Source organism: Exiguobacterium sp. KKBO11 (genome assembly GCF_001644945.1).
Taxonomy (GTDB): domain Bacteria; phylum Bacillota; class Bacilli; order Exiguobacteriales; family Exiguobacteriaceae; genus Exiguobacterium_A; species Exiguobacterium_A abrahamii.
The window spans coordinates 148,273-160,369 of record NZ_LUCU01000022.1 but is presented as its reverse complement, the minus strand read 5'-3'; the positions used below and the strand labels follow the sequence as shown (position 1 = coordinate 160,369).

Genomic DNA, 12,097 nt, shown 5'->3' with positions numbered 1-12,097 from the left:
GTGTGCCATTACTTCGCAAGTGCTTTCGCGATATCGTTGAAGAATTCCGAGTAAGTCTGGATCGATTCATTCAAGTACGTATCTTTTGGTGCGTAGACGATATTGTCGTCTTTGATTGCTTTTGTTTTCTGCAGGGCAGGCGCGCGGTCGATGACGTCTTGCGCCGGTACGGCACCTTCAGCGTTTCCAAGTGGTGCGTCGCGGTCAAGAACGAGTAACCAGTCCGGGTTACTTTGAGCGATTGCTTCGACCGAGACTTCGTCCCCTTGGTCGTTGCCCGATTTTTGTTTGACTTCGAGGGCTGGTTTCCAGTCGAACAGATCATACATCGGTCCGAAGACACGTCCACTCATCGGAGCCGAGAAACCGATATCGCCACCTGAGACGATGACCGACATGATGCTGTCCTGTCCGTTATACGATTTTTTAACGTCTTTGATCGATTTCTCAAGCGTTGTCACGAGCTGGTCCGCTTCTTGTTTTTTATCGAAGATTTGTCCGAGTGTTTCAGTCGTATCTTCAAGTCCTTTGACGAGTAATTCACCTGGCGTACCAGAGTCTTCCGGTAAAGCGATGTCAAGGTCGATGACAGCAGCGTTCGGAACGAGTTTTTTGATGTCTTCATAATGATCAGCGAAGCGCTGCCCGACGATGACGACGTCCGGATTAACACCAGCGATTGCTTCGAGGTTCGGTTCGAAGTGCATGCCGACATCGACGATATCCTTATCTTTCGCATACGGTGACTCAGCCGGGAGCAGTCCGACTGGTGCTGCTGCGAGTTCGACGTCCCATGCGGCAAGCGTCTCGAATGTTCGGTTGTCGAGTGCGACGACCTTCTTCGGATCGACCGGGACGTTAACCGTTCCGTGTGCGTCTTTGATTTTGACCGTCTTCGGTGCTTCTGCGTCCTTCTTCGTGTCTGCTTCTCCTGCGTTCCCGCATGCCGCCAATAAGACAGCAAGCGAACTCACGACGAGTGGTGTTTTCCATTTCCCCATGATGATTCAGCTCCTCTTGTTCGATTTGATAAACATGGATCACGGATTGAGTAGCAGATGGATTATGTATACCTAAGTGATTAATCTTTTCTCAATAAGTGATAATGATTATCATTGTCATGTTCACCGAGAATGATAGCAGACGATTTTAGAAGACGCAACGCTCATTTCCAGCCAACTGGCTGTCCGAATTTTTACCTTCTATAAACTATACGAAAATAAAAAAATGATAATCTTTCTCATTTAGGACTAAAATTAGGACCATCGAACGCTTTTTACAAAAATAGGTTTAAACGATAGTCAAAAGAGAAAGTGGTAATAAATGTAACCTTTTCGTTTTTCAAATCAGAGACGCTGCAGAAGATGACTTCGAAATGAGGTGCTGTATGAATCAAGCATTTGAAGACTTGAAGATGTATCAAAATTTTGATGAATTGGCGGATGATGTCCTCGATTTTGCAAAAGAGATTCTACCGGACCAGATGCTGTATTTATCAGCGATCGAAGCAGGACAACAACGGATGTTGAAGATTGCGAACGACAAAGCAGATATCCCGATGGTGGAAGGCATGCAGATTGAATTGAACCAATCGTTATGTAAGCTGATTGATTTCGAGGCGAGACAGCCGGTCGTGCTCGAAGATATTCCGAACGCGGAACAACTCGGCGACTGGCGAAAGGGTCTGGAGGAGGCTCACGTCCGCTCCTATCTAGGTATTCCAATCGTCTTGACGAGCGGGGAGACGTTCGGCACATTATGTGCAATCAATAATCGGGTCAGCTTGTATGAACAAAAGAACATCCGGTTATTGCAACGGATCGTCCGACTCTTCTTGTATTATTTGGAGCTTGAGCGTCATGCTTGGAAGGATGCGTTGACAGGACTGCACAATCGGCGGTACTTAACCAAGCAGTTCGAGGAGCATCCCGGGCAGACAGGAGCCGTCTTCTTCCTTGATCTTGATGGATTTAAGAAGATCAACGACGTCTATGGACACGAGACGGGAGACATCGTTCTGCAAGAGGTCGCGCAACGCTTGCGACAGTTCGCCCGCGAACAAGACGACGCGATGGCCGTACGCTTAGGCGGTGATGAATTCATTCTTCACTTCGGTCATTCGGATTCAAGGGCAGGGTGGGAACAACTTGCAGAGCGGATCGTCACTTCGTTAAGTGAGTGGGAAACGGACTACCGCGTGTCGACGAGTATCGGGATCGTGTTGTATGACACCGCATTTCGTCCAGAGTTGCAAGCCTTGTTACAACAAGCGGATGTTGCGCTATATGCCGCTAAGTCGTCTGGGAAGAATACGTATCAGTTTTATGAGTTAGTAAAAGAGTGAAGACTATCAATCTGAAGAATATTTATTCGGTATAGAACAGGTTGTTTGGCTTATTATGGTAAAATACAAATAAAAATTAAATCGCTTGTAAAACACTCATGTGACGAATGAGTGTTTTTTTGTTCTCAAGAATTAGAGACAGTTTTTTGTTAATAGTAAGAACAAACATCAATCGTAAACGCTTACAAAAAGATGGTGTTTTCGTTTTATACTGAATGCGTAGGAGGCCTCCACTTATGTTATTGAACGAAAAAAGTAAACGAATCCTTCATGTGATGCTTCATGAAGAAATCGTACAAATTCCATTTTTATTAACAATCTTACCGTATTCTAAACGAACTTTAGAGTATGAAATCGAACGTATTCAAGAATGGCTTGGATATCATCAATTACCGTTGATTGATGTGAATGGACCGATTTTGACGATTCCATCTGATAAGGGGATTGGAGAGAAATTAGAGAAAGCTGAATTAATCTTTTCGGAAGAAGAACGTGAGTTGTTGATCACATTCTATACGATGGTGGAAAAAGATTTTGTATCTTCCGTTCATTATCAGCAGTTGTTAAATGTATCGAAGTTTACAGTGCAAGAAAGTTTAAACGCTGTGAAAAAAGACGCGGTTCAATTTGGGATTACGCTCAATTATTCTCGAAAAGATGGATATCACTTCTATGGGCATCTACAAACGATTTATTTGTATATGTACCGAGCGATTGAGCGATTAATTCGACTTTCTACGAAAAACGATTTGATGTCTATGATCATTGATGATTGGTCAGAGCGTTTAATTAAAGCGAAACAACACATTGAATCATATGAAGCAGAACAACAATTCCAATTTGTAGAAGAGCATCGAGAGAAACTATCTTATTTTTTGATGTTAGGTCGATCAATAGCTATCAAGGAAGTTGTACCCAGTGAAGAACCGCTGTTCGTGAAGAACATTGATTCAACTCTCATTTCTTATTTCGAAGAACGGACATTATTTGTTGATACGTTAGATCTCCTTATCCAAAGTGGTCCGAAGGTGGAAGAGGAAATTCAAAAAGATCTTCATGCTCGTCTTTTCAAAATCATGCATGAGGTGATTACTCATTTTGAGACGATTTCTTGCACTTTCATTATCGAAAAAGAGGCTCTTTGTGAAAAGTTAGTACTTCACTCGAAAGCTACGATGCAGCGCCTCTATTCAGGTTTGGAATCATCATCGGAATTAAAGCGGTATGTCATGGAAGAACACCAAGTATTACATGTTCTTGTATCGAAAGCGTTAGAACCATTCCGCAAGTTGATGAATCAAGACATACCAGATGTCGAAATCATGTATTATACGCTTCACTTTGCCACACATCTAAATCAGCAAGGAGAGCAATTGGATAAAAAGTTAAAAGCAATTGTTGTCTGTCCAAGTGGGATTAGTGTATCGCATATGCTTGATTACATTCTAAAAAATCAATTTCCTGAGATTGTATTTTTACCACCGGTGTCACAACGTGAAGTGGGTCAATTCGTGGAAATTATCGATGTGATTTTTACGACAGTTCCGTTAGAAGAGAGTATTCATTTGCAGGCAGATGTCATGCTTGTACCTACCTTGCCGACACGTTTTGAGCAAATTACATTAAGACGGTCGGTGGAGCAGCGTTTTCTAAAACGAAACCAATCAGATGAAATTCAATTGGAGGATTTGATTGCTGTCATCAAACAACATGCAACAATCCAAAGTGAATCAGCGTTACGACAGGAATTAAATCAGCTGTTATATCCAAGACAGCCAAAACTGCTACAAGGAGGGCAACCGGTGCTAAATGATTTAATCACAACAAACCAAATACAGATACACCAACGGGTGGAATCATGGATGGATGCCATTCGAGTGGCAGCAAGTCCTTTACTACTTGAAAAGAAAATTCAACCAGCGTATATCGAAACGATGATTCAAAACGTTGAGTCTCATGGTCCATATATTGTCTTAATGCCAGATGTGGCGATTCCACACGCACGACCGGAAGACGGTGTACTTCAACTAGGAATGAGTATTTTGAAATTAGAAGAACCTGTTTTATTTCCTCAAGATAAAGAAGTACGTCTGTTTTTTGTTCTTGCAGCCATTGATCAAACAACGCATCTAAAAGCGCTAAGCCAACTGACGAATCTTTTAGGAAATCAAGCAGATGTCACACGTTTACTAGAAGCAAACTCTGTAACAGATATCGAAATAATCATTGAACCATATTCTGAGGAGGACTAAATCATGAAGAAAATTTTAGTGGTATGTGGAAACGGACTTGGATCAAGTTTCATCATGGAACTTAACGTTAAAAAGGCACTTGAACAAATGGGGAAACAAGCAGATGTTTCTCATACGGATCTCTCGACTGCACAAACGGAACCGGCTGATATTTATTTAGGTGCAAAAGACATCATTATTTCGCTCGACAACGGCACTCGTGACATTGTTGCTCTTGAAAATGTCATGAATATCGAAGACATTAAGGCACAACTTAGTACGAGACTTTAAGTAACAACACATAACAGAAGGGGGGACTGACCTTGCTTGATTTACTTATGCGAGATATTTTAGGGACACCAGCAATTTTGCTCGGTATATTTGCTCTTGTTGGATTACTGTTGCAAAAAAAGGATATTGCGACAGTTGTTTCGGGGACACTGAAGACAATCATGGGCTTTATCATTATTGGAGCAGGAGCCGGTGTTATCATCGCAGCACTCGAAATCTTTAGTAAAATGTTCGATCACGCATTCAGCATTCGGGGAATCATTCCAAATAACGAAGCAATCGTAGCAGTTGCTCAAGATGCATTTGGTGTAGAGACGGCAATGATCATGGTGTTCGGAATGGTCATGAACATTGTTTTGGCTCGATTTACACCATTCAAGTACATCTTCTTGACTGGACATCATACGTTATTCATGGCGAGTTTACTTGCGGCAATACTTTCAGTTTCCGGATTGAGTGGCGTTCTATTAGTTGTTGTAGGTTCGGTTCTACTGGGATTATGTATGGTTCTTTTTCCAGCTCTCTTGCAACCTTTCGTTCGACAAATCACTGGTTCTGATGACTTTGCAGTCGGCCACTTTGGTTCCCTTGGATACTTTATTTCTGGAACGATTGGTAAATATGCAGGAAATAAAGAACACTCAACTGAGCAAATTAAGGTGCCCAAACAACTAGGCTTCTTAAGAGATACATCCGTTGCCGTTTCTTTGACGATGACATTACTTTTTGTTGTCGTTGCTCTGTTTGCTGGACCAGGATTTATTGAAAAAGAATTATCGAGTGGTTCGAACTATATCGTCTTCTCCATCATTCAAGCCATTACGTTCGCAGCAGGAGTCTATATCGTACTTGCCGGTGTTCGGATGTTAATTTCTGAAATCGTACCAGCGTTTAAAGGAATTGCGGATAAACTAGTTCCAAATGCCAAACCGGCGCTAGATTGCCCGACAGTTTTCCCATTCGCACCAAACGCGGTCATCATCGGCTTCCTATCCAGTTTTGTCGCTGGATTGATTTCAATGTTCTTCTTACCTTTACTCGGATTATCAATCATCGTGCCTGGATTAGTACCACACTTTTTCACGGGTGCTGCTGCTGGCGTATTCGGTAATGCGACTGGTGGAAGACGAGGTGCAATACTTGGCTCATTTGCAAATGGTATTCTGATTAGCTTTTTACCGGCATTCCTCTTACCACTGCTCGGCAATCTCGGATTCGAAGGGACGACATTCGGGGATTCTGACTTTGCGTTCGTCGGTATTTTGATCAGTTGGATTGTTTCTCTATTCAGCTAAACGGGTTCCATTGCATCTTATTTCGTTATAAAAAGTTGTGCGTTTCATTTCTAGTTACACTAAAAGACCTGACGCTTCTGAATCTCCTCAGAAACGATCAGGTCTTTTTAGTTGCCATGAAGACGATAGACGATCCGAATGATGTCTTTTTTCGGAAGATCAGGGTACTTGAGACATAACGTCTCGACGCATGTCACAGGATCGATATCTTCTAACAAACGGATGGCTTCTTGGACGATTGGCTCATGTTGTGCGCTGCCTTCAGAAGACGAAGCAGTCGAATCGCTCGATTGATGAATCAGGTAAAACAATACCGTATGTACAGATACCAGCACGACTTTTGTCGCGAGAGAAATCGTGATCGACGCAACGTAGAGGTCCATCCAAAGTAAGACGCTCAAACTGACGGAACCGTTCACGACAGCAAACAGTATGTTCGAGAAACGACGCTTGAACAGTCCGCCAAGCGCACGCATCATCCCGTCGAAGACGACGCTGACGACCAGGCTAGCGAGATAGAAACATACGAGAAACACTAGACAACCAACGAACGAGTCGTAGGACACATCTCCGACGTATAAAATCAGTCCATCGATCATCAGTAAAGGGAGCACTAAGAGCAGACTGAGCAAAACAATCGAGACGGAGGAAACCAGTCGTGACATCCTATCATCCTTTCCGTGCAATTGATTTCGTTAGACAAGAAATGCAGCATACAAACTAGGATACCGTTTAACGCATCTGATTACAATTATTGACAAAAAGAGATGTACTCAGAATATTTCTCAGTTAAGTGTGGAAATCCTGTCAAAAAGCGTCTCGAAGTCCAGTTAACATCTGGATTATCCATTGACAATCCTTACCTTTCCCTCTTACAATTGAAAATGATTATCAATACAAGTTGGGAGTTCTGCCTACCATGAACGTTAACCGTAAAAAATTACTGATTTCTACCGTCTCGATCCTGTCTTTGACATCATTATTGATCGGCTGCTCGAACCCGGGCGAGTCGACAGGAGAGCGAAAAGATAAAGATACATTGACGCTCGCGTGGCCACGCGACGTCGGAGCGATGAATCCCCACGTCTACAACCCATCACAACTGTTCGCGCAGTCGATGATCTATGAGCCACTCGTTCACTACGGGGAAGGTGGAAAGCTCGAGCCATACTTAGCCTCATCTTGGAAGATCTCTCCGGACGGAAAAACGTATACGTTCACGCTCCGTGACGGCGTCAAGTTCTCGGACGGTTCGACGTTCGACGCAGCGATCGTCAAAAAGAACTTTGACGCGATCCTCAAACAAAAAGCCTTACATAGCTGGCTTGGCTTCATCACGAAAATTGAGAAGACGGAAGCCGTTGATGCGAAGACGTTCCGCCTGACATTATCCGAAGCGTACTACCCGACGATTCAGGAACTCGCGGTCGTCCGCCCGGTCCGTTTCCTCGGAGAAGCGGGATTCCCGGAAAACGGCGATACGTCGAAGGGTGTCAAAAAGGAAGTCGGGACAGGTCCATGGATGCTCGACGAATACAAACCGGATCAGTATGCGACGTTTAAGGTCAATAAAAACTACTGGGGTCCGAAACCGAACATCGATCACATTAAGGTCGACATCATCCCGGATGCGGAGACACGTGTCTTAGCACTCGAAAAAGGACAAGTTGATCTGATTTACGGTGAAGGGGCGATCAGCATCGATGCCTTCAACCAGTTGAAGACGGATAAATCCTACAAGACAGAGATGTCCGAACCAGTCGCGACGCGTCTTCTCGTCTTGAATACGAAAAATAAGCGTCTGTCTGACGAACGCGTCCGCCAGGCGCTCCAGCACGGGTTTGATAGAGCCGCTCTTGTCGAAGGGATCACGTCGGGAATAGAAGCACCAGCTGATTACCTGTTGCCACCGAACATGCCGTACACGTCGAACCTGAAAGTGAAGCAACGGGATTATGACGTCAAGGAAGCGAATCGTCTCCTAGATGAAGCAGGTTGGAAACTGCCGAAAGGTGAAAAGGTCCGCGTCAAGGATGGTCAACCGCTGCAAATCGGGATGGTGTATGATGCGGCCGAGCAGGTCCAAAAGGCGATGGCCGAAACACTCCAGTCGGAATGGTCGAAAATCGGCGTCGAGCTGAAGACGGAAGCCGTCGAACTGCCGGATCAAGTCCAGCGCTTCAAGGACAACCGATTTGACATCAACTTCTACAGTAATTTCGGTGCACCGTATGATCCGCATACGTTCTTGAACCTGATTGATACGGATGGCTTCGGCTTCAAGGAAGCGATTTCGGCTTATCCGAATAAAGAACAACTGTTGCAAGAAATCAAAGATGTCTTAAAAACGACAGACGAGACGAAACGTCAGAAGATGTACGCCGATATTCTGCCATCACTCCAAGATCAAGGGGCATTGATTCCGATTTCGTACTTGAAGAAGATGGCAATCTATCAGTCGGACGTGACGAACTTCCAGTTCCCGGCGAACCGGGATGAGAGTCCATTTGCCCGGATCGGCATTAAGTAAAGGAGGGGTGACATGGGGGTCTTCCTCGTCAAACGCATATTATCCGTCATCCCGATCTTGTTACTGGCGGTCTTGATTCTGACAGGGTTGATTCATTTGTCACCGGTTGATCCGGCACAGGCCTATCTGTCTGCTGCTCATATCCAACCGACGGATGAACTACTCGCTGCCAAACGAGCAGAATTCGGACTCGATCAACCGTTCTACCAACAATACTTCGATGCCGTCATCCGCCTGGCGCAGCTCGATTTCGGAACATCGTATCTTTCCGGAAAACCGGTCCTTGAAGATGTCTTGCTCCGCTTACCACCGACGGTCGAGTTGGCATTAACGAGTCTACTGCTCGCACTCGTCATCAGTATCCCGCTCGGGTTCCTTGCCGGGATCAAGAAGAATGGCTTCTTTGACCATCTCAGTCGGGCAATCGCCTTCATCGGGGCTTCAATCCCGTCGTTTTGGCTCGGGTATCTATTTATCTTCTTCTTTGCTGTCCAGCTGGATTGGTTTCCGGTCGGGGGGACGGGAAGTGTGATGCACTTGATCTTACCGGCATTGACACTCGCCTTTCCGTTGATTGCCTTGTATACACGATTGCTCCGTGGCAGTGTGATTGAAGCATTGAATGAACCGTATGTCTTGTTTGCCCGGACACGTGGCTTAAAGGAAGGACGTATTCTTGGGAAACACGTTCTCCGGATGGCGATTCCACCGATGATCACGGGTCTTGGGATGAACCTCGGGAAGTTGCTGACGGGAACGATCATCGTCGAGACCGTCTTCTCGTGGCCAGGATTCGGTCGCTACTTCATTGAAGCGATCTTTGACCGGGACATGCCGGTCATCCAAGGCTATGTCTTTCTCGCGGCACTCGTCTTCATCGGCAGCAGTTTGCTCGTCGACATCATTCAAGCCGTGCTCGATCCACGACTAGCGAAAAAAGGAGGGACGGTATGAATACTCCACTTCCAGCAACAATGATCCGGTCGCGGTATACGCCGCTTCTTTATCTTTGTGCATTCGTCTTAATCGGTATGGCAGGCATTGCGTTGTTTGCGCTATGGATTGCGCCGCATGATCCGAACCTCGTCGACCTGACGCAAAAGCTCCATGGGCCGTCGTCAGCCTATCCGCTCGGAACCGACCAGCTCGGACGCTGTCTCTTATCGCGCTTGATTTACGGCGCGCGGATTTCACTCGGCTGTGCCGTGTTGATTTTCGTCGCCTCACTTGCGATCGGACTGTTCGTCGGAACACTTGCCGGTTACCGTGGCGGTTGGGTCGACCAACTCTTGATGCGTCTGTGTGATGGTGTGATGGCATTTCCGAGTCTGATTCTCGTCCTCGGCCTCGTCGGTATCTTCGGTCCAGGTCTCAAGCAAGTCATCATCGCCTTGATGCTCGTCCAGTGGGTCTACTACGCGCGGATGTTCCGCGGAATGGTCATGACGCTGAAAACGGAAGCGTTCATCGCTGCTGCTCGCGTCAATGGTTCGTCTTCGTGGAAGATCATTCGGACGCACATCCTGCCGAACATCTTACCGCCGCTGCTCGTCATCGGAACGCTTGAGATGGGCTGGGCGATCATGGATATCTCGGCGATGTCGTTCCTCGGGCTTGGTGTTCAGTCACCAACTGCCGAGTGGGGAGCGATGATTCACGAAGGAAAATCGTACATCCGGACGAATCCGGAATTGATGATTTATCCGGGACTTGCGATCATGCTCGTCATCATCAGCTTTAACCTATTAGGAGAACAGTTAGCAGAACGATTCGGTGTGTCAAAAATAATGAAATGAGAGGAGGTGCCCGTATCGAACCGATCTTAGCTGTCGATGGTCTAACCGTCCGTACGAAACAACAAGTGACACTGATTGAAGAGGTATCATTCTCGATTCAACCTGGTCGGATCCTCGGTCTTGTCGGAGAGAGTGGCTGCGGAAAAACGGTGACGAGTCTCGCTTTGATGCGTCTGCTCAATCCGCAGACGACAGACGTCACCGGTGACATCCAACTGAATGGCAGATCAATCATGTCTCTATCCGAACGAACCGTCCGAACGATTCGAGGCGGTGAGATTGCGTTCATCATGCAAAATCCGATGAGTGCCTTCACACCGGTCTACTCGATCGGGCACCAGATGATCGAGACGATTCAGACCCATTCACGTTGTTCAAAACGTGAAGCGAAACAACAAGCGATGACGGCACTCGAAGAAGTCAATCTGACGGACGCCGCCCGGTTGCTCAAAGCTTATCCATTCGAACTGAGTGGCGGGATGTTGCAACGGATCATGATCGCCTTAGCCGTTGCCCTGCGCCCAAGCGTCTTGATTGCCGACGAACCGACGACGGCACTCGATGTCTTCAATCAGAAGACCGTTCTTGAATTACTCGAACGGATGCGGGCGACTTACGGAACGGCGATGTTACTCATCTCGCATGATCTCGGTGTGATCGCTGAACTTGCAGACGATGTCCTCGTCATGCAGCAAGGACGGATCGTTGAGCAAGCAGATGTCTTTGATTTGTTTGATCGACCGCAACATCCGTACACACAGTCCCTTCTCGCACAGCATCTAGGAAGGGAGGCGTTCGGATGAGTTTACTACAGATCGATCAAGTCTCACATGTCTATAAACGTCGGTTTCGACCAGCTCAGACCGTCTTACATGATGTCTCGTTGACGCTTGAAGCGGGACGTTGTCTCGGACTACTTGGGTCGAGTGGTGCCGGCAAAAGTACGCTCGGACGATTGTTGCTTGGGCTCGAACGTCCTTCAAGCGGTACGATTTGGTTCAACGGTGTCGACCGGCATGCGACAAAACGACCGTTTCAAGGAGATGTCCAAGTCGTCTTCCAGGATTCATTCGCCGCCGTCAATCCTAAGCTGACGGCGGCCGATATCATCGCCGAACCGCTTGATAACTTCATTCGTTTAAAGGGTGAAGCACGGCAACAGCGTCTCGTCACGCTTATTGAACAAGTCGGACTCAAGGCAACGGATTTGACGAAATATCCGGCGCAGTTTAGTGGCGGGCAACTGCAGCGGATCGCGATTGCGCGAGCGATTGCTGCTGAACCACGTCTGATCGTTTTAGACGAAGCAGTCAGTAGTCTCGACATGGTCAACAAACGATTGATTCTTGCATTGTTAGCAGACTTGAAGCGGCTACACGGCTTAACATATGTCTTCATCACCCATGACATTAAAGCTGCCGAGCAACTTTGCGACAGCTTTGCGATTTTGGAGCAGGGACGTCTCGTCGGACATTACCCGAGTTTAGCAGCGTTCGATGCTGCGACGGATCCTGCCGTCGAACGGATGCGCCAAGCAAAGCTTGCCGTGCATCCAAGGCAACGAACGATTCGAAAGACACAATCAAACAAAGGATAACGGACTGCTGAAC

General features: G+C 46.5%; 11 protein-coding genes. 9 read left to right on the top strand and 2 right to left on the bottom strand.

From position 1 onward, the window contains the following. Positions 1-8: 8 nt before the first annotated feature. Positions 9-1,001, bottom strand: coding sequence for a siderophore ABC transporter substrate-binding protein (locus tag AYO36_RS07855; protein ID WP_064300079.1), 993 nt, complete (start codon positions 999-1,001; stop codon positions 9-11). Positions 1,002-1,387: 386 nt separating this feature from the next. Here AYO36_RS07855 and AYO36_RS07850 point away from each other — a divergent pair, with 386 nt between their 5' ends. From AYO36_RS07850 to AYO36_RS07835, 4 genes are all read left to right on the top strand, one after another. Further along, the gene (locus AYO36_RS07850; RefSeq protein ID WP_064300078.1) at positions 1,388-2,344 is read left to right on the top strand and encodes a sensor domain-containing diguanylate cyclase; all 957 of its coding nucleotides are present in this window, start codon (positions 1,388-1,390) and stop codon (positions 2,342-2,344) included. A gap of 236 nt (positions 2,345-2,580) precedes the next feature. Next, positions 2,581-4,596: a BglG family transcription antiterminator gene (locus AYO36_RS07845; protein WP_064300077.1), complete on the top strand. Its 2,016-nt coding sequence runs from the start codon at positions 2,581-2,583 to the stop codon at positions 4,594-4,596. 3 nt (positions 4,597-4,599) lie between these two features. Beyond that, positions 4,600-4,866 carry a PTS sugar transporter subunit IIB gene (locus AYO36_RS07840; RefSeq protein WP_058705306.1) on the top strand — a complete coding sequence of 89 codons (267 nt, stop codon included), beginning with the start codon at positions 4,600-4,602 and terminating at the stop codon, positions 4,864-4,866. A 32-nt stretch (positions 4,867-4,898) separates the two neighbouring features. Beyond that, positions 4,899-6,161 carry a PTS ascorbate transporter subunit IIC gene (locus AYO36_RS07835; protein WP_047395867.1) on the top strand — a complete coding sequence of 421 codons (1,263 nt, stop codon included), beginning with the start codon at positions 4,899-4,901 and terminating at the stop codon, positions 6,159-6,161. A 107-nt stretch (positions 6,162-6,268) separates the two neighbouring features. Here the strand turns inward: AYO36_RS07835 and AYO36_RS07830 are convergent, their stop codons facing one another. Further along, on the bottom strand, positions 6,269-6,826 hold the full coding sequence (locus tag AYO36_RS07830; protein ID WP_064300076.1) for a hypothetical protein: 558 nt from the start codon (positions 6,824-6,826) through the stop codon (positions 6,269-6,271). A 254-nt stretch (positions 6,827-7,080) separates the two neighbouring features. On the opposite strand from AYO36_RS07830, the gene nikA reads away from it, so the two are divergent. Genes nikA through AYO36_RS07805 form a run of 5 tightly spaced genes read left to right on the top strand, consistent with a single transcriptional unit; the run spans position 7,081 to position 12,084 of the window. After that, positions 7,081-8,691 carry a nickel ABC transporter substrate-binding protein gene (nikA, locus tag AYO36_RS07825; protein WP_064300075.1) on the top strand — a complete coding sequence of 537 codons (1,611 nt, stop codon included), beginning with the start codon at positions 7,081-7,083 and terminating at the stop codon, positions 8,689-8,691. Between the two features lie 12 nt (positions 8,692-8,703). After that, complete coding sequence (gene nikB, locus AYO36_RS07820) at positions 8,704-9,645, top strand: nickel ABC transporter permease (RefSeq protein ID WP_064300074.1); 942 nt, start codon at positions 8,704-8,706, stop codon at positions 9,643-9,645. Beyond that, positions 9,642-10,487, top strand: a complete 846-nt coding sequence (gene nikC / locus AYO36_RS07815) for a nickel ABC transporter permease subunit NikC (protein ID WP_082874199.1) — start codon at positions 9,642-9,644, stop codon at positions 10,485-10,487. The genes nikB and nikC overlap by 4 nt, the downstream gene beginning before the upstream one ends. Beyond that, complete coding sequence (locus tag AYO36_RS07810; protein ID WP_064300073.1) at positions 10,484-11,290, top strand: ABC transporter ATP-binding protein; 807 nt, start codon at positions 10,484-10,486, stop codon at positions 11,288-11,290. The genes nikC and AYO36_RS07810 overlap by 4 nt, the downstream gene beginning before the upstream one ends. Then, positions 11,287-12,084 (top strand): ATP-binding cassette domain-containing protein, encoded by a 798-nt coding sequence (locus AYO36_RS07805; RefSeq protein ID WP_064300072.1) that lies wholly within the window; start codon positions 11,287-11,289, stop codon positions 12,082-12,084. Before AYO36_RS07810 ends, AYO36_RS07805 begins: the two co-directional genes overlap by 4 nt. Positions 12,085-12,097: the final 13 nt, after the last annotated feature.

What these genes read in the sequence shown, in the direction of transcription:
- nikC (WP_082874199.1), top strand. Translation starts at nt 9,642, where the DNA reads ATGAATACTCCACTTCCAGCAACAATGATCCGGTCGCGGTATACGCCG.
- AYO36_RS07810 (WP_064300073.1), top strand. Translation starts at nt 10,484, where the DNA reads ATGAGAGGAGGTGCCCGTATCGAACCGATCTTAGCTGTCGATGGTCTA.
- AYO36_RS07845 (WP_064300077.1), top strand. Translation starts at nt 2,581, where the DNA reads ATGTTATTGAACGAAAAAAGTAAACGAATCCTTCATGTGATGCTTCAT.
- AYO36_RS07850 (WP_064300078.1), top strand. Translation starts at nt 1,388, where the DNA reads ATGAATCAAGCATTTGAAGACTTGAAGATGTATCAAAATTTTGATGAA.
- nikB (WP_064300074.1), top strand. Translation starts at nt 8,704, where the DNA reads ATGGGGGTCTTCCTCGTCAAACGCATATTATCCGTCATCCCGATCTTG.
- AYO36_RS07840 (WP_058705306.1), top strand. Translation starts at nt 4,600, where the DNA reads ATGAAGAAAATTTTAGTGGTATGTGGAAACGGACTTGGATCAAGTTTC.
- AYO36_RS07805 (WP_064300072.1), top strand. Translation starts at nt 11,287, where the DNA reads ATGAGTTTACTACAGATCGATCAAGTCTCACATGTCTATAAACGTCGG.
- AYO36_RS07830 (WP_064300076.1), bottom strand. Translation starts at nt 6,826, where the DNA reads ATGTCACGACTGGTTTCCTCCGTCTCGATTGTTTTGCTCAGTCTGCTC.
- AYO36_RS07855 (WP_064300079.1), bottom strand. Translation starts at nt 1,001, where the DNA reads ATGGGGAAATGGAAAACACCACTCGTCGTGAGTTCGCTTGCTGTCTTA.
- nikA (WP_064300075.1), top strand. Translation starts at nt 7,081, where the DNA reads ATGAACGTTAACCGTAAAAAATTACTGATTTCTACCGTCTCGATCCTG.